12 protein-coding genes are annotated in these 17,607 nt (G+C 44.0%); 8 read left to right on the forward strand and 4 right to left on the reverse strand.

Annotated elements, in window-relative coordinates:
• Positions 1–723: 723 nt before the first annotated feature.
• Positions 724–1,107: a DUF3570 domain-containing protein gene (locus tag BLS28_RS16750; protein WP_369596630.1), complete on the forward strand. Its 384-nt coding sequence runs from the start codon at positions 724–726 to the stop codon at positions 1,105–1,107.
• Between the two features lie 628 nt (positions 1,108–1,735).
• Here the strand turns inward: BLS28_RS16750 and BLS28_RS16755 are convergent.
• Genes BLS28_RS16755 through BLS28_RS16765 form a run of 3 tightly spaced genes read right to left on the reverse strand, consistent with a single transcriptional unit; the run spans position 1,736 to position 7,319 of the window.
• Positions 1,736–3,187 (reverse strand): TolC family protein, encoded by a 1,452-nt coding sequence (locus tag BLS28_RS16755; RefSeq protein ID WP_176844491.1) that lies wholly within the window; start codon positions 3,185–3,187, stop codon positions 1,736–1,738.
• 2 nt (positions 3,188–3,189) lie between these two features.
• Positions 3,190–6,231, reverse strand: coding sequence for an efflux RND transporter permease subunit (locus BLS28_RS16760; RefSeq protein ID WP_091169765.1), 3,042 nt, complete (start codon positions 6,229–6,231; stop codon positions 3,190–3,192).
• A 5-nt stretch (positions 6,232–6,236) separates the two neighbouring features.
• Positions 6,237–7,319, reverse strand: a complete 1,083-nt coding sequence (locus tag BLS28_RS16765) for an efflux RND transporter periplasmic adaptor subunit (protein WP_091169767.1) — start codon at positions 7,317–7,319, stop codon at positions 6,237–6,239.
• Positions 7,320–7,575: 256 nt separating this feature from the next.
• Here BLS28_RS16765 and BLS28_RS16770 point away from each other — a divergent pair, with 256 nt between their 5' ends.
• The 5 genes from BLS28_RS16770 to BLS28_RS16790 all read left to right on the forward strand — a co-directional run bounded on the left by BLS28_RS16770 (position 7,576) and on the right by BLS28_RS16790 (position 13,643).
• Positions 7,576–7,767 (forward strand): hypothetical protein, encoded by a 192-nt coding sequence (locus tag BLS28_RS16770; protein ID WP_143020797.1) that lies wholly within the window; start codon positions 7,576–7,578, stop codon positions 7,765–7,767.
• A 109-nt stretch (positions 7,768–7,876) separates the two neighbouring features.
• Positions 7,877–9,085, forward strand: a complete 1,209-nt coding sequence (locus BLS28_RS16775) for a hypothetical protein (RefSeq protein ID WP_143020798.1) — start codon at positions 7,877–7,879, stop codon at positions 9,083–9,085.
• Positions 9,078–9,527: a hypothetical protein gene (locus BLS28_RS16780; RefSeq protein ID WP_091169777.1), complete on the forward strand. Its 450-nt coding sequence runs from the start codon at positions 9,078–9,080 to the stop codon at positions 9,525–9,527. Before BLS28_RS16775 ends, BLS28_RS16780 begins: the two co-directional genes overlap by 8 nt.
• A gap of 47 nt (positions 9,528–9,574) precedes the next feature.
• A complete protein-coding gene (locus BLS28_RS16785; protein WP_091169780.1) occupies positions 9,575–12,718 on the forward strand; it encodes an efflux RND transporter permease subunit in 3,144 nt (1,047 codons plus the stop codon).
• Between the two features lie 199 nt (positions 12,719–12,917).
• Positions 12,918–13,643, forward strand: a complete 726-nt coding sequence (locus tag BLS28_RS16790) for a LytR/AlgR family response regulator transcription factor (protein ID WP_091169782.1) — start codon at positions 12,918–12,920, stop codon at positions 13,641–13,643.
• Between the two features lie 16 nt (positions 13,644–13,659).
• On the opposite strand, the gene BLS28_RS16795 is transcribed toward BLS28_RS16790, so the two are convergent.
• Positions 13,660–15,492: a TlpA family protein disulfide reductase gene (locus BLS28_RS16795; protein WP_091169787.1), complete on the reverse strand. Its 1,833-nt coding sequence runs from the start codon at positions 15,490–15,492 to the stop codon at positions 13,660–13,662.
• Positions 15,493–15,788: 296 nt separating this feature from the next.
• Between BLS28_RS16795 and BLS28_RS16800 the strand changes: the two genes are divergently transcribed.
• Positions 15,789–16,790 carry a sensor histidine kinase gene (locus BLS28_RS16800; RefSeq protein WP_176844492.1) on the forward strand — a complete coding sequence of 334 codons (1,002 nt, stop codon included), beginning with the start codon at positions 15,789–15,791 and terminating at the stop codon, positions 16,788–16,790.
• Positions 16,787–17,476 (forward strand): LytR/AlgR family response regulator transcription factor, encoded by a 690-nt coding sequence (locus BLS28_RS16805; RefSeq protein WP_091169795.1) that lies wholly within the window; start codon positions 16,787–16,789, stop codon positions 17,474–17,476. Before BLS28_RS16800 ends, BLS28_RS16805 begins: the two co-directional genes overlap by 4 nt.
• Positions 17,477–17,607: the final 131 nt, after the last annotated feature.

Raw genomic sequence — 17,607 nt, forward strand, 5'->3', positions numbered from 1 at the left:
TTAGAATCGCCTAACGACACACTATCAGGCGGCAGTTTAGCCGGGATAACCGGAACAGGCAGGTGTCCGGACTTAATATTCTTATCAACTTTCTGCGCATAGCTATCAACTGTTAACAGGATAGCAAGTACAAACAACGTACTTATTTTTCTCATTGATCAATAAATAAAAGGCAACAAAATGGTCAGGCTAAAAGTAGATTTTCTATTAAACTGAAAAGTTGTCAAAAACCGACTTTCATTTATTATAAAGCGGTTTTTTTGTGGGCAAAACATTTAACCTATTACACTACTCGCCTTGCTTCATCCATATTCGCCGCCAGCCTCATCTTACCATGCAGAACAGAAATTGGCATTATTCTTAACCGATATAGCGCTACGTTTATTGCCGAGATAAGATTTATTTCAGCCAGGTCACACAGCTCAATTGGCCAGTGCCTTACCGTCCAAATGTATTTGAACAGTCTCTTCCAGAGTAATTTTATCTTAGTTTTATGTAACAAACACCTGAGGGTGACATCTAAATCGAAATATGAATGATAGAAATAAGATCGTACGCCTGTCGGACCTGTTATACCTGATCGTAGGATACTGCCATTAAGCATGATTAACGAGGGGCTGCAGAGCAGGTAAAGAATCAGTCGCCAATTGCTACCCTTTTTCAGACAATGTCAAACTTTCCAACCAGGGTAAATCCTTCGGATTTAGTAGGGCAAACTATTTCCTGGGAGATAATATTATTCTACGGTCCTATTATCGGTATTATACTGACAGCTGGGGCAGTAAATCAAATACGGCTAACCTGGAGATAACTTATAAAGTGTCACCTTTTTTGTCCATTTCACCGTTCTACCGATATTATACGCAAACTGCTGCCAAATATTTTGCTCCTTTCGAGCAAAATAGCGCATCGCAGACTTATTTTACCAGCAATTATGAATATGCAAAATTCAACAGCCAGTTTTTTGGGGTCGGTTTCAGGATCGCTCCGCCTAAAGGTGTGTTGGGCTGGGGAAGTTTACATGACCTGGAAATACGGTATGGCCACTATAAGCAAAATGTTGGTTTAGTTTCTGATGTGGTATCAATCGGCCTCGGTTTTAAATAATCCCAACAAAATGAACATGTCAAAGAATCCGGAAAGGTTTTAGTCTGGTTAGTTATGTTTATTTCTCCAGTTTTGTTACAAAACGAGATACCATTATAAAGTAATTCTGCTGCTTTTTTGGTTCCCAATTTGTCTTTTGTTCCTCATTTTTCAGTGTCACGTAAATAGTTGTAATTATGGATGACTAAATACCATTAAATGACACTAAATGTTACAAAACGCTCCAACTTTAGGGATATACAACGACCGATATTGTTACGATGATTTGTTGGGGCGGGTGTTAATGTGGATAATTAAATTGTGGAAATTTAAAATACATGGGTTTAAATTTCACGATCCAAAGAAAATGTGTGCATTGTAAACAAACGTTCAATGTACACATTTTCACTCGATTTTGCAGCACGCTGTTCAATAAGCGATTTAAAGCTGCAAAACAAAGAAGTAAAAAAATAAAGTTGAAAAGCTAAAGCCTGTTATTTTATCCGCTGAAGCAATGCAATCCTTAAAAATGTAGCGTTTTTAAATACTCAAAAAGCCGCACTATTGCTTTGCGTATCGTGCAGCTTTATTTACCATTTAATAAATACTGGTAAACTCGTCGCCTACCATCTTTTAATAGACGTTAAGCTTAATCAGAGACGTCGTAGGATATTTTCGTTCCGTTAACGAAGTCGAAAAGCGTCAGCCTCCGAATATGATAATATGATTCCCAAAACAACCGGAGATTTTTTATAAACGCCCGCTTAGCTTCATCCTTTTCCGTTAAGGCGATATTCAATTCGGTCAGCCCGATACGACCGATAAGGAATTGTTGTTCAGCCAGATCATACCGTTCACTGGCTATAGTATCAGCCTGTCGCGCGATTTTGATATTGTCACTGATGAGCTCTGTGTTTTGAACCAGGTTAACGATCTCTTCTTCAATCGCGATTTGCTCGAGCTCAATATTGTACTGCTCTGTTTTTAAATTGGATAAAGCCAAGCTTCTCTTTCCCCGGTTCCGTCCCCAATCGACGATAGGAATACTTAGATTTAACGAAAGCTGTTGCTGGCCTCTCGACGAATTATAAACACCATATATGTTATCATCAGATCCATTTACACCTGCTACGGCGCTCAAAGTCATCGAATAACGCTCCCGGTTAGCGCTTTCCAAATTGCTTTTGGCTTCCAGCATGCGTCTTTTAAAGGCAATAAATTCCTTCCTGTTTTTTTTAGCAGCCGCAATAGCTTGGTCAACGGATAATTGCATTGCCGGGAGATTTTCCGGAATCAGCAGGTCAGCCAGACTGGTGTCTTTGATACCGGCATAAGCTTTTAATTTGTATACAGCAGATTTAAAGTCGACATTCGATTTTTGTAGGTCCTGCTGTGAATTCAGTATTTTCAGTTTTAACTGCAAAATCTTGTCCTTGGTTGTCGTACCAAGACTGATTCTCCGATCTTCAATAGTGTACAGGTGCTGAATATTTTGCAGGTTTTTAATGGCTAGCTTTTTATTCACCGATGCTTCAATAGCATCAAAAAAATAAGTTACGATGTTGTCAGACAGACTTTCCATCTCTTGAACGAACGCTTTTTCTCCTTCCTGCATTTTCAAGGGTTCGATCTGTTTTTGCCATTTGAACCGATTGTAAGCAAACAACGGCTGGTTAATGACCAAGTTATAGAGGCTTCCGCTGTATTGCTTATAGCGATTCCCGAAGTCATCGAATCTGGACATATTGGTGGTCAGCGATAAGTCACCTCCAGTAGCGAGAATACTCTGACTTAAAATAGCACCCAGGTTGGAGTAATTTTGTTTGATCGGAATAAAGCGGAATGAGCCATCATCCTGCGATATTTTGGAATATTCCTTAGTATAATTCGCAAGACTACCGGTGATTACCACTTGCGGCTTGAGTGTTGCCTTGTAGTTTTCGAATGACCATGCTATGGTTTGACGGGTACTGTTGGCAAGCTTGGCCGATGCAGAATTATGGATGGCCAAAGCGATCATCTCGGACAGCGAATAGACCTTCTTTTCCTGGCTATGGCCAAGGACAGGAATAAGTAATAAGATAAACAAAAAGTACCTCATCTTTATTTTGACATTTTGAATTTGGTAGTAAGAAAGAAATAGGACAGAGGAACAAACCATACGGCCAGGAATGTCCCCATTGTTAATCCCCCGATGACCACATAGACCATCGGTCGTTGAAGGTCGCTGCCTATTCCCGGCGTTAACAGGACGGGTATCAGCGCGAGGCTGGTACTCAGTGAGGTCATTAACAATGGTTTCAGACAGATTTCACCTGCTTGATGTAATAGATTTTCCAGTTGTTCGACACTTTCTGAACCATTTGACTCCTGAAATTGCCTCCTCAGCCGGTTGATCGTTTCGACTTTCAGTATCGGATCGTCGACAATGATTCCCAGTACGACCACAAAGCCCACCGCAGCCATGATGTCCAGCGTGCCGCCTGAGATCCACAATAGCAGCAATGCTGCAGACAACCCAATCGGCATGGTCAGCAGCACAATAAGCGGATAAGTGATGCTTTCAAACTGCATGGCGAGAATAAAGTAGAGCAGCAGGATAGAAATGAAGAAAATGACTGCCAGATCTTTAACAGTGGCCTTACTGCTATAATACTTTCCCGTGAACGCAACAGAACAGTTTGAACGTAATGCGATTTGAGTAATGGAGTCGCTGAGCTTATCAATGTCATCATGATTTTGCTGTGCAAACAGGATTGATCGGTAAGGGCCGGCCCTGTCAGCAGTAACGTTTTTGGGATGTCCGACAAGTTCGTAATCGACCAAAGCAGTAAGTGGGTAAGATGAATGTTGCTTATTGATCACCGACTTGGCAAGCAAAGTGGTGAAATCAGCTTCCGGTCCGCTTAGTTGCAGCGACTCCCCCTGGTCTTCATTTCCTTGCCTGATCCTGTAAGGACCGAAAACCCTTTTAAGTTCCGACCTGACATCTTCAGCATCGATGTGGTAAGCTTCCAGCACCTTTTCCTTGAAAGACATGTCAATATTTTCTTCCTCCTGGAAGCCGGGGCCGAATTGCCAGTTATTGTTGTTTATGCCAGCTAGAGCTTTTTTCAGGGTTTTAAAATCCACTTCTCCTGAAGATGCAGAAATAGGTTTGAAGCGGGCCTCAAAGTACGGCTGATTATCTTCGAACAATTTGGTGAAAGCATTCGGTGCGTCTGTGATCGTGAATGTAGCATCAGGAAAGTGGGACTTCATGATTTGTGCGAGCTTCGCTATTCCCTGTCTCTTTTGTGCTTCGTTCTTAAAATTGAAGTAGATTTCCGCGTGCTGTGTGTTGTTAGTGTTTTCGTTCAGGGCAAACTGCCTTATACCGATCTCAGCTTCCCAGGCAACATCTTTGTCCAAAACACGGGTTGCTGTAAGCGTATTATAACGATTAGCTTCGACTGCTAAGGGGGCGTTCCAGTCAAGTGTCATTAGGCTTTCGTTTTGCGCAATGTGCGGGAGCGAGGCAACGGGGATAAAACGATAGATAATAAAACAGGCAGGCATGAAAAGCAGCGTGATGTAGAAAAAGAGTTTTTTGTGCCTGAATACAACGCTGATCATGCGATGATAACCGCCGGATATCCACAAATAGAATTGTGTATCCTGTTTTAGCGTTATCTGTCGTTTTCCTATGAGCAGCTTGTACAGCAGGGGGTTGAGCATAAATGCAACCAAAAGCGAGACTGTTAGTGATATGGTCAGCGCGATGGCCTGGTCGTATACCAGTGCGCCTGCGATCCCACTCAGGTAGACCAGCGGCGCGTAGACAGCCACCGTCGTCAGCACCTGGCTGATCACCGGAACTATGACCTCATTGGTACCCTGGACACAACTTTCTTCCGTATTCAGCCCTTCAAGCTGCTTCCTGTAAATATTATCCAGCACGACGATGGAATTATCGATCAGCATGCCGATGCCTAATGCAAGGCCAGAAAGCGAAATAATATTAAAAGATATTCCGAATATATAGAAGAATACAAAGGAGATGATCAGCGATAACGGGATACTGATGCTCATTAGCAGTGGCATCGCATAATTCCCCAAAAAAATAAATAAGAGCAAAATGCATAGTAATCCTCCGAAAAGCAGGTCCTGTACAAGATTACTGATGCCGGCTTCCAAAAGAAAATTCTGGTTCTGGGTAGTTGCAAATCTGATTTTGGGGTAGTCCTTTTGCAGGTATGATACGGTACTCAGGAGATGGGGCAGAACTTCATTCATCTTAGCGCCCGGCTGTTTCATAATATTGATAACGAGCCCTGCTTTACCGTTATAAATATGGTATCCTGTTGGAGACTCCCTGTATAGAGTAACATCTGCTATTGATCCGAGTGTCACGTGATGCGCGGAATCAATGGGAATCATTACGGACTTCAGTTGTTCAATGCCCGGCGTGCGGCCTTTAAGCTTCAAAAAATAATTATTAGTACCGTCCTGTACGGTTAATGAACCCAAATCTGTTGCAGAAGCATCTATTGCTGAAGCAATACGGTCTATGTTTAAACCGATCCCGGACATTTTCCGGGTATCAGGAATAATTTTGATCACCGGACGCTGGGCACCGCTGATATCTACCTGTGCAATACCCTCGATCTGCTCAAACCGGCGTTTGATCGAAGTTTGGGTCAATACCGACAGTTCAGGTAGCTGGGCTTCACTTTCTGGGGTCAGTTGCACTCTCAGAATCGGCACATCAGACGTATTTAGCCTGGAAATCTGCGGCCGTGGCATACCTGATGGCAGCGTACTAATGAGCCTATCGATTTTTTCATTCACGTCCACATAGGCCAAATTCATATTAGTGCCGTACTGAAAGGAAACCCGCAAGGTCGCCGCGTGGTTGGTACTTGTTGTTTCTATATCCTGGAGGTGATCTACATTGATGACACTTTCCCGGATCAGACTGGTCACATTTCTTTCAATAGCAGCGGCGGCGGTATTCGGATAATTTACCTTGATCAGTATGACCGGAACATCAATAGAAGGGAGTAAGGATACCGGTATTTTTTGCAGCGCAAGTATCCCTAATATGCTGATCACCAAGAACGACATTAACACAGCTACCGGCCGTGCGATTAAATACCTGACCATAGATGTTATTTTGAGGTTTTGTTGATGGCTACGGGGCTGTCGCTGTTCAACTGCTGATTATTGGATATAATGACGCTTTGGCCTGAAGTGATGCCGAAAAGTATTTCGACTTCTTTACCATCATCATGCCCGATGTTGACGTAATTCCAAACGGCCCGGCCGTTTTCAAACGTGAACACGATCATCTTTCCGCCTCTGCTGACGACAGCCCGCTTCGGGAGCATGATCGCACGGTTCGCCGGGACATTGATCGTAGCCTGGGCGTTCATCCCGGGCAAAAGAGCTCCGGGCTCGTTAATATGAAGCCGGACTTTGACCATACCGTTGTCCGCTACGATCGGGTTGATCTCTTCGACAACTGCCTTATGTATCTTGTTCGTTGCCAAAGGAATAACCGTGCAATATTGTCCTTGCCTGATCTTATTGATATCTTCTTCCAGAAGATCGGTTTCCATAGAAAGATCCGTTGCGGAATAGATGGTAAATAGTTCATCGCCAGCCCTGACAAAATCGCCCTGATGCACCTTTAGGTTAGCCACTTTCCCTCCGAACGGGGCTCGTACTACGGCTCTGTCAAGTTCGTTCTGGCGCTCCTGTATATCGAGTTCCGCCTGAACAAGGCCGACATTCGATCTGATTTTATGATAAACAGTATCAAGCGTTGCAGGTGCTTTGTTTTTTAACAGTGACTCCTGGCTTAACAGGTCACTTTTGTAATTGACTGTACTATTGAACGCTGTCTCCTTTGCACGGTTTAGCTTAAGGAGCAGGTCTTTAGTGTCAAATTTTAATATTTCTTCGCCGATGCCGAAGACCGCGCTGTTGCCGGCTCTGCTCGAACTGATAACGCCACTCGCAGGGCTATAAACCTTGGCGAATCTTTCCGGGTAGATTTTTCCGTTGCCTTCTATTTTAAATTGCATTTCCCTGACTTCCGCGTGAATAGTATCGACCATAATACGATCCGGGGTCGATGCCTGCAGCCCGGCAACATCTGTCGGAACACTGTCCTGATCCCCCCCGCTACAAGAAAGAAATAGGCAGAAAAGGAAGGTGATCGGGATAAAAAAACGTACTTGTTTTGTCATATACCTATTAGTTTGTCTATAAATGATGTACTGGGCAAAAACTGTTTTTTATATTAAATAGTATTTATCCGTATATGAAATAGTATTATATGAGGACTAAACCCATAATACAGAAATACAGAATTATATTCTCAATATTAAATAAAATAAATATTATATTCTGTTGTTATTTAATTTTTTGTTATATAATTTTGCTTTGTCGCCGGCCGGCAGCAATAGTCAATTATTATTTTTTTATTACTTAAAAAACATTATCATGAAAATCTTGAAAAAAAACTTTTCAAAAATCGTGGCAACTTTCGTTCTTGTAGGATCAGGAATCGTTTTGCCTGCCAAATCAAATGCAACAGTACAATATTGCTGGGGCAGCCTTCGCACCGTGCAGGGTATTTCGGTTTGTGACGGCGCGGCGAACAACTGTACCCATCCGTGTACAGTTGCCAATTAATTCGTTACCGGAGCCTGTGATCACAGGCTCCGTTTTCAGACCGCCGGAAAGTTTTAGCACAGGCCGGCATATTCCTGCTTAACGGATACATCTCAATGACTACACGAACATGAAACCTATACAATCACTTTTACCCAAAGCTCTTGCCGCATCGATGGTGCTCCTATGTGCGATTAATTTCTCTTGCGGACATGCCGGAAAAAAGCCCTCGGATGCCAGGGAAATGACATTCAAGGTCACCGACAGTATCCCCTTATATAATGATTCGTTATCTTTCCGGTTCTTTGACGTCAGCAGATTTTCCAAGGACTCCATACTGGCGTTTCAGCATCCTGCCTTGAATTTATCTTTGTTAGATCGCAAGGGAGTTTTCCGGAAAAACATCAGTAAAAAGGGCGATCTGCTCGGCCAGTTCATCGGGACTTTTTTACAGCCGAATTTTTCTGCGGATGGTTACCTTTTCGTGGTAGAAGATGGCAATACGCCCTGCATCTCGGTATTTGATCCTGATCTGAAGTTTGTTAAAAGGATCTACCTGAACGAATACATTGATTATGATTATGTTCCCACCCTACAGTCTACCTCTTTTGTTGAGAAGAATAATCAGGGGACGAAAATATTCCTGAGCACCAATACCACGCAATACGGTTTTAGTTCAGCCGAATTATATAAACGGACCAGCAGTATTATAGAAATTGACCTGGATAAAGATTTTAACGTGAAAGGCAAAAAGCGATTTCTTCCATATCAGTCCTTTGAAAAGATCAGATCTGCGCTGTCGGAAAATAAAAAGGACTGGGATAGTCCGGTAGCCCAGCTTGCTGCCGACCCGATTACCCGCAGCAGGTATGTAAAATATGAATTTGATGATAACCTGTATGCCTACGACCAAAACTGGCACCTGCTCAGAACTTATCATGTTTCTCCTCCTTACTCTGGTGCGGGGTATGGCATCCCTTTTAACCAGGGTATCAGCGATCCGCAAAAAAGTATGGAAACAGATTTCAAATGGAGATACGCCAATATTTATTATTACAGCATGGATGTCAGGGATGGCAAAGCCTTTCTGCTTTATTGGAAACCGCTGCCCGCTGACGGGATACCTAAAAACCAGTTCGAGGAGAATAAGGTGCTGGTGACTCCTGTACTCCATATCATCGACTTGAAGACCGGGAAGCAATTCTATACTAACCTTCCGGGTAAATTCTCTCCTTACAGCCATGTAGCTGCACTTAACCGGAAGGAAGTAATGATCTCCGGAAACTCCAAGACCAGTGAAGATATACAGCTTTATAAATTAAGATTAGCTTATGAATAAGACCTCTTTCGCTGTGCTCATTTCACTGCTAACATTCTGTCTTTTATCATGCGGCTGTAGCCGGAAAGATGAACAGAGACCGTTTCGGGCGGCGGATTCTGTTTTAACAAAGTACCATATCAGCGACCGTAATTCAGGAACATTCTATCTCATAGCTGATGCTTCCTGTGAGTTCTGCGTTAAAAACCTGGAGTTTTTTCTGCGTAAAGTGCCCCGGACTGACAGGCATATCCTCTATACTACGGGATTTAGTAAAATACGCTATGCTGATCTCCCAATCAGAAGCATCGTGGACAGCAGTAATTTGGTGATCCTGCCAGGCTATGCGCTGTTGGAAAATGCGGCAAATTATACACATGATATCAAAGGACCCTACAAAATCGAGATCAGTGACCATCGTGTCAACGAAATCACATCCCTGAAACTGATGGTACATAAGTAGCCGGCGCCGGGCTCTTATGTGCTATACTATGTCAAGCCTCCTCATCAATGACGCCCAGAAGAATTGTCATCCTTTTCGTGGTAGTGGCTTTGCTGAGCATCCTTTGTATCAGTAAACTGAAGGTAAGTTATCTGCCGGCAACTACGGTCACTAATCAGATATCTGTATATTTTGATGTTGCCGGTTCCGATCCGGAACAAACTGAGGCACTGGCGACAGAATCCCTGGAAAACGCGCTTTCGGGCATTACTGGTATCAAGAAAATATCTTCGGTATCCTCTTATAATTCGGGACGTATCGTCGTTTCATTTGAGAGCGAATCCGATCTGGATTACAAGTATTTCGAAATCATGGCGGCTGTCCGGCAATTGCGGGAACATCTTTCCCCCCGTGTTTCGTTTCCAACTGTTATCAAAGGGGATGAATTGACAAAGCTTCGACAGACGCCATTCCTCGTATATGCCGTGACGTTCAGGGAAAATGCGGAGAAGGGAAACGATTTACTGGTGTCTGTCAGACGAAAGCTGGCAGCGGTGCCAGGTATCAAGCAGGTGGAATTGTCCGGATATGCCAGTCAGCAACTTACAATCACTTACGATGAACAAAAGTTAATGGCCCTTCAGCTTCAACCATCATCGCTTTTATCAGCGATCAGTAAAAACACCTCAGAATACTATCATGGTTTAGCTGTCTACCCGGGCCATGGAAAGTTATTTATCCGGTCGCTGCGCCCGATAAATTCACTTGATGACATCAGGAACATCCCCGTGGTTAGCCCCCGTTCAGGCCTGATCCGCCTGAAAGAACTGGCCGAAATCAGCCTCGCCGATCAGCCGGTAACCAACATATTTCGGATCAACGGGGAAAGATCGGTCAATTTGGCCATATATGCCGATGACCAAAAAAACCAGGTAAAAATGGCCGGACAGATAAAGCGGATCATCCAAGAATTTGAATCGATGCTGGCAGGCCGGTGCTCGTTCCATCTGACACACGACAACGCAGCGTACATCGCCGCGGAGCTTAGAGATAACATCATCAGAAGTTTTTTTGTCGTGGCCATACTCGTCGCTCTTTTATTTGTTTCTTATCATAACTGGCGACCGTTTGTGATTCTGACCGGGACTCTGCTGATCAACCTCGGGCTGCTCCTTTGGTGCTGCTGGGCTATGGCGATCCATATCCATCTCTATTCACTGGCGGGTATCACCATTGCTTTCGGAATCATGATTGATCACGGCATCATTATATTCGATTACTTTCATCAGGATAAAAATATCCGGTCCTACACTGCGCTACTTGGGGCCACACTCACCACTATCGCATCCCTTTTGCTGGTCTTTCTGTTGCCGGATGAAGAAAAACAAAATCTCGTTGATTTTGCGACGATTATCTGCATCGCCCTCGTATCCTCGCTCCTAACGAACCTTTTATTCACGACTGCGCTTTATCGGCTGCTTTATCGCACCGGTCATGGACAACCGTCCCTGGGGGCCGCGAAACAAAATAAAGCCGGCTTTGAGCGGTCGCACCGGCTTTATTTTTGCATGATCGAAAGAATCAGCGGAATCAGGAAGACATTTCTTGTAATCGTGACCTTATCTTTTGGAACTCCTTTTTTCCTCCTTCCGGAAAAAATTGAAAGCGCTCCGCTTTACAACCGGACCATAGGCTCGGCACTTTACCAGCAAGGTATCCGGCCGTACCTGGATAAATACACGGGCGGCGCGCTCCGGCTATTTAAAGTAAATGTATTTGACGGAAGCGGCTTTCGTGACGCGGGAAAGACCAGACTGATCATCAGTGCTGAAATGCCCGCGGGGAAACCATTAAGCGAAATGGACAAGCTTTTTACGACACTGGAAAGCATTTTAAAGCCTTACAATTGCATTGATAAATGCATCACCCGGATCTCATCCCCGCAGCAGGGCGTAATGGAGGTTCTGTTCAGGAAGGGGTTCGATCATTCCGGGTATCCTGCACAAATAAAACTTTTACTTACCAATAAAGTGGTCTTTTATGGCGGAGTGGTCTGGGGAATTTATGGATCTGGCCAGGGCTTCAGTAATTCGCTGGAGAACCAGCTACCCTTTTTCAGGATCAAGATTACAGGATATGAGGCGGGAAAGCTCGATCAGATGGTCTCGGATTACGGCCAGTTACTAAGCACCAACAAACGCGTTGGGAAAGTTGATCTTAATGACCGGTATACTTATGAAGATAAACCTGCCCAGCAATATAATTTTCATTTGAATGAAAGTGCGCTGTCTGCGCGGGGACTCAATCACGAAGATATCAACAATGCATTGGCCTGGGAGCGTGGCAGTTCCGAAAGCCCAGCCATCAAGGTGGATAATACCTTTTATTCTCTTTATTTCCATTCCATGTCTGCCAGTTCTTTAACTGGTTGGGATTTACTTAACTCCCCGTTGTTCGTTAATGCCAGCCGTGCCATCCGGTTCAGGGATATCGGGGCGATGACTTTAGATAAAATACCTGGAGCCGTTTATAAAGAGAACAGGGCCTATGTGAGGATTGTCAGCTTTGAGTATAACGGATCTGCAGACTTCGGCGGTCGCTTTTTAGACCGAAGTATTAAGGAATTCAAAGAAAAGATCCCACAAGGGTACCTGATGCAGCGGATCGACGATTCCGGAACGAAAAAAAACGATAATGGTCTTTATGGCAGCATCATTATGCTATTGATCGTCGTCAATTATATCATCTGCGCTATCTTGTTTGAAAATCTTTTTCGACCACTGATCATCATTTTTACCATCCTCGTTTCTTTTATCGGGATATTTCTTGTTTTCTACCTATTTGGGGTTTCTTTCGATCAGGGAGGTTATGCAGCTTTCATTATGCTCGGTGGGCTGGTAGCTAACGCCGGTATCTTTATCATCTACGACTACGACGTATTGCTTCGGAGAAACAACCCGGGACAAGCGGATCGGAACAGGATGCTGATTGCTGCCGTAGCGAATAGGTCGCGTACTATTTTATTGACGAGTATATCTGCGGTATGTGGTTTGATCCCGTTCCTGTTTGAGGGCAGCAGCCAGATATTCTGGTTTTCCTTTGCCGTTGGTACTCTCGGAGGGGTGATATTTTCGTTTTTCAGCATCTTTATTTTTCTTCCGGTAATGTTATGGCATAAATCCGGCTATCGGCAGGTCGAAGGAAATCTCTGAACCACTTCCTGAAGCTTTGATGATCATTGTCAATATCATTCATCCGCTGATCTAGGGCATTTGTCAACTTTTTAGCCGTATTCGTCATTTGTCCAGAAATCCAACCCTCTATTTTTCATACTTTAAAGCAAATAAAAGCCGGGTATGCCGGAGCTCGAATGTCTTTTTAACCTATGTTTATCACATCCCCCCAATAAATATGTTAAAGTGCTGTATTATCGAAGATCAACCATGTTACTCGACACAGGTTATTAAAAATCATATTAGTGATACGCTCGGCCTCGAATTTGCAGGTTCTTTCACTGGCTTCGGGAAGGGCTTTGACCAGGTAAGGCGGTCAATACCGGATGTTTGTTTCATTAACGCCAGTATGCAGCGGATAGCGGAGGCTGATCCGGCCGGAATGATCGGAAGCCTGACTACCATTGTGCTGATTACCGAAGAACCGAATTACGCGCTGGAAGCTTACGATAATGAGTTTTTTGATTACCTGCTCATGCCGGTATCTTATAAACGCTTCTTACAGTGTATGAACAGCCTGAAGAAATTGGCGAAAAGGCTAAATGGTTACTCCCGGGAAAATCATTTCTTCATCCGTGCAGAATCCCGCGGCAAATTCATCAGGATCAATTATTCTGACATCATATTTATAGAAGGCGCCCTGAATTATATACAGATACATCTCACAGACGGGACCAAGCATAAGACATATATTTCCCTTACTGATATCTACATGAATTTAAGCCAGTTAAAATTCACCAGGATTCACCGCTCATACATCATCAATAACGAAATGATCACGGAAGTTAACGGTAACGAGGTGACGGTAAACGGCAAATTTACATTCGGCATCGGGGCGGCCTATAAAAATGGTTTCTTTGAAAGTCTCACAACCAAGGTGATCGGAGCCAGAAAAACGGCCTGACCTCTGATATCGATGCTCACCCCCCGTCAGTATTGTCTTTAATGAGCTGGTATAGGTATGTGCCCAGATCCTCCCTTGCCCCAATCGATCTGTCAAGGACAGCGCCGTTTTTACCGATGACGATATGTGCCGGAAGGACGTTGGTACCGAACGACTTGCCGAGATCACCATCATAACGCAGAATAGTATAGCTGAACGGATGTCGATTCAAAAAATACCGCAGGTGTTCTGCCCCATCCGTTGTAATGCCCAGGAAAACAACATCTGTCTTGTCATTGAAGGAATTGACCAGGTTATTTAACTGCGATATTTCGGCTACACAAGGCGCGCAGCTGATGCTCCACAGATTAATCACAATAATCTTATCCTTGAAGTCACCGATCCGAACAGGAACTCCGCCAATTGATGAGGTCAACAAATCCAGTATGTGCACGGCGGATTCACCACCCTGATTTGTAGTTGCACGCTTCTTCAACGAAGCTGCAAATAATTCAAATGTCCTTTTAGCTGCCGCGTCCGCTGAAAACAATAACCGGAGCGAGTCCAGCTTTATGGAAGGTGCCGCCGCATTATATAACACCCTGTAATCTTCTATAGATCGCTGATAATCCCTGCTAAGCCTGTACGCCTCAGCTCGGACGCTCAGGATCAACCTTTTGAAATTTCCCTCTATACTGGTTCCGTTGATCATATGCATCGCCATGCTGGCCTGGGCGACCGATTGACGATAGTCCTTCTGTGCCAATGCAAGCCTGGCCAAATCCAGGCGGGTTAGTGATAAATAGAGCTGATATTCGCCAGGCGTTACACCGCCTTCCCGATAGACACTACCGCTTCGGAAGTAAGCCAGTTCCTGCCTTAGCAGTACACGGCATCTGTCAGTTTTTTTCCGGCGCGCGATATATAATTCAGGAAGCCTGTTCAAATCATAATAATGAAGTGTACCGGTACGGCATGTTGCCCTCCTTACTTTTTCAAAAGCTTCAACGGGGATGGACAGATCATCCTTAAGTGCGTTCCACACGTCGGGGTCCCGTGATATTTCCGCAGCGGGGTACTTCATGAAGATCCGCTTGATTAAAGGCAGGATATCCTCCCCTGGGCCGCGTCCAGAAGCTTTATAATGCTCATAATTATAAATGCTGAAAGCAAAATCCGATTCTGCACTTGTGGGAAAATCATTAAGGGCCTTTGTTAGGTATTCTTTTCCCGCCAAAGGGTCTCCATTTTTCACAGCTGCAATGCATAAAGCAGTCAGCAATCCGGCATTGCTCGTCGTTCTACTATGCCGGTAGTAGTACTCCAGGCGCCTGCGGAGCCCGGCTATTTGTAGTTGGCCCGAGCTGTCCGGCCTGATCATCGATACAATGTTAATGTATTTGGCATAGGCCAGGAAATTATTCGTATAACGCACGATCTCCCGCAGGAAAATACTGTCCGGCTTATCCGTATACAGGGTTTGAAGAAAGGCGCCGCGGACTGGTACCCGGGTGTCCCTGGTGTAAACCGGGGACTCAGTCGCCGAACGCCGCGCATCTTTAGTCCTGTCGTAAAATACCGCCTGAAGCGATGCAGCATCCTTAGGAATCCTGAAGTAGGCCACAAAAAGTTTTTGTACCCTTCTAAGCCTGGGATGGTAGGTTCGCAGACTACCATCCTGAAAATAAGATGTTACCCTTATAAAGAGCTTGTTATGGCCATTTAGTTCAGCGCCAGGCGCCCCTGTGTTATAACTGAAACGCATTGTTTCTCCTGCTGCAGGCTTCCGGGCATCCCTGTTCCCTGGCTGCGCCGTCGCCAGGAGAGGCAACAAGCAGACGATCAAAGCAACAGCACTAGTTCTAACCATTTTTTAATTTTTCATAAATTGACTACAAACATGCCTGAAGTGCAAAATATTTTGATTACTAGTAGTCCACAACGGATGAGGCTTTGTTTTGGACCTCTGAATCGAATTTATGCTATAAAAAACATCGCCCGTCATTTATTTCCATCGCTTTGTCAGGAAAATCCGGTAATTAGTGGGAATTACCTTATATTCATCACATGAAATGGCTGAAAACCTTATGGGACCGATCTTTTACAGAAACGCCCTACCGAATTATTTTGCATAGCTGTTTTTGGTTTATTCTCCTCTTTTTCGGAATGGGGGAAAGTACCAGTGTCCGTATTGATCTGCAGCAACGCCTTTCTGTATCTTTGGTGGGGGTATTCTTTTCGCTTTTCCTATATTACCCGCTTGTGTATTTTATTTTGCCATTGCTCCGCCATAAAAAATGGTTATCGGCATTGTTTTTTTTTTTATTGTATTACCTGGCGGCCGTGCTGCTTCGCGATTATCATATCAAACTGGTCGTCGGCTTTTACAATCTCAAAAATACCTGGGTAATCGGGGGGGATTTCTGGGAGCGTTTGCGTAGCAGCCGGTTTAACCTCACAATCCTGACCGAAATTTTATTCAGCAGTATACCCAGCATGCTTCAGGTTATTTATATACCGTTGTCCATTAAATTTATCCGCTACGCTTACCAATCGGCAATCAGGCAAGCCTGGCTAGCCAGAGAAAACGCCCAGTTACAGCTATCCACTCTTAAGGCACAGATCAATCCGCATTTTTTTTTTAATACACTGAATAATTTACAATCATTTATAGTCCGGAACGAAAAAGCCAAGTCCGTCGACCTCCTGATCAAACTGGGTGAATTTATGCGGTCAACATTATATGATTGCAATGAAGATTTTATAACTATGTCCCAAGAGATTTCCCTGCTCCGCAATTATATCGCCATCGAACTCGTCCGTTTCGCTGAAAAGGCTGATATCAGGATCAATCTGGCTGATCAGGATCCAGATTATCAGATTCCTCCGTTTATCTTTCTGCCTTTTATCGAGAATACCTTTAAATACGGAGGGGCATTGCCTACCAACGAGATCGACATCCACGTGGAACTGGTTAATGGGTCCGAAGCTATCTTACTTAAAATAAACAACCGATACCACAAAAAAACAGATTTAATTGCCAGTGGCGGTATCGGCCTGCAAAATGTGCGGATGCGCCTGGATCATTATTATAAAGCAAAACACCAATTGTTAATAAATCAAGCGGATGATTTTTTCTCAGTAGAATTACAAATTGATAAATCATGAATTATTTGATCGTTGATGATGAACCACAGGCGCGTAAATTACTGCAGGCCTATATGGAAAACCTGAGTACCTTCCATTTGGTAAGGGAATGTGAAAATGTTATGGAAGCCTTTGAAGCCTTACACAGCGAGAAGATCGATATGATGTTCCTGGATATTAAAATGCCCATCATCTCGGGAACCGATTTTCTGCGGTCTCTGAAAAATCCGCCCTTGGTCATTTTTACCACTGCTTATAACAAGTATGCGATCGAAGGTTATGAACTGAATGTGGTCGACTATTTGTTGAAACCTATCGCATTGCCTAGGTTGCTGTTGGCGCTCGAAAAAGTTCAGGACCGTTTCAGGCAGAGACCAGTTCCGACGGTTCAGTTTAGCAGCTATTTTTTTGTCAAGGTCGGACTCAAGCTGCTTAAAGTGAATTTCGAAGAGATCTTATTGATCGAAGGCATGCAAAATTATTGTAAACTGCATTTGAAAGACAAGGTGCTGGTAGCTGGCACCACCATGAAAGCGATGGCCGAAACCTTACCATCAGCAAGCTTCATCAGGGTACACCGATCCTATATCGTACCAGTTATAACGATCAAAGCGATCAACGGGAACACGATAGAAACTTCTTACAAAGAGGTGCCTATAGGAGTGAACTATCGTTCCGCAATTCTAAAATACGCCAACCCGAAGTAAGTTAATACGATTATATAAACCGTAAAAAATCAAAGCATCTGTCGATAGCTCTGCAATGAATTTAAAGTTTACAGACAGTCCTACTCGCTGGGGCGAGATGTTAAAGGCACAAAGTATAGAATAATTAGCGA

Origin of the sequence: Mucilaginibacter gossypii (assembly GCF_900100945.1) — a bacterium.
GTDB lineage: Bacteria > Bacteroidota > Bacteroidia > Sphingobacteriales > Sphingobacteriaceae > Mucilaginibacter > Mucilaginibacter gossypii.

Coding starts and splice junctions, on each gene's coding strand:
- BLS28_RS16760 (WP_091169765.1), bottom strand. CDS start 6,231: ATGGTCAGGTATTTAATCGCACGGCCGGTAGCTGTGTTAATGTCGTTC.
- BLS28_RS16805 (WP_091169795.1), top strand. CDS start 16,787: ATGAATTATTTGATCGTTGATGATGAACCACAGGCGCGTAAATTACTG.
- BLS28_RS16790 (WP_091169782.1), top strand. CDS start 12,918: ATGTTAAAGTGCTGTATTATCGAAGATCAACCATGTTACTCGACACAG.
- BLS28_RS16765 (WP_091169767.1), bottom strand. CDS start 7,319: ATGACAAAACAAGTACGTTTTTTTATCCCGATCACCTTCCTTTTCTGC.
- BLS28_RS16795 (WP_091169787.1), bottom strand. CDS start 15,492: ATGGTTAGAACTAGTGCTGTTGCTTTGATCGTCTGCTTGTTGCCTCTC.
- BLS28_RS16755 (WP_176844491.1), bottom strand. CDS start 3,187: ATGAGGTACTTTTTGTTTATCTTATTACTTATTCCTGTCCTTGGCCAT.
- BLS28_RS16770 (WP_143020797.1), top strand. CDS start 7,576: ATGAAAATCTTGAAAAAAAACTTTTCAAAAATCGTGGCAACTTTCGTT.
- BLS28_RS16780 (WP_091169777.1), top strand. CDS start 9,078: ATGAATAAGACCTCTTTCGCTGTGCTCATTTCACTGCTAACATTCTGT.
- BLS28_RS16775 (WP_143020798.1), top strand. CDS start 7,877: ATGAAACCTATACAATCACTTTTACCCAAAGCTCTTGCCGCATCGATG.
- BLS28_RS16785 (WP_091169780.1), top strand. CDS start 9,575: ATGACGCCCAGAAGAATTGTCATCCTTTTCGTGGTAGTGGCTTTGCTG.
- BLS28_RS16800 (WP_176844492.1), top strand. CDS start 15,789: ATGGGGGAAAGTACCAGTGTCCGTATTGATCTGCAGCAACGCCTTTCT.